This window comes from Novosphingobium sp. B-7, from assembly GCF_000410615.1.
In the GTDB taxonomy this organism is placed as follows: Bacteria; Pseudomonadota; Alphaproteobacteria; order Sphingomonadales; family Sphingomonadaceae; genus Novosphingobium; species Novosphingobium capsulatum.
On the sequence record NZ_KE148390.1, the window covers coordinates 1 to 206 of the forward strand.

General features: G+C 71.4%; 1 pseudogene. It reads left to right on the forward strand.

Annotated features, from left to right (window positions below):
* A pseudogene (locus H926_RS33475) lies at nt 1-206 on the forward strand (sugar ABC transporter ATP-binding protein); the annotation flags it as partial.

Sequence of the window (206 nt, forward strand, 5' to 3'; positions counted from 1 at the left end):
CCGGTGCTGGGGCCGGGCGTGGTGACCAATACCGGCAGCGCCGTCGCCGCCGGGCTGGCGCTGGTGCCCGAAGATCGCAAGCGCCAGGGCTTTGTGGCCGGATTCAGCGTGGCCGAAAACATCGCCCTGCCCCGCCGGGGCTGGCTGATCGATCACGCCACCGAACGGCAACAGGCCGAGGCCGCGATTGCCGCCCTGGCGATCAA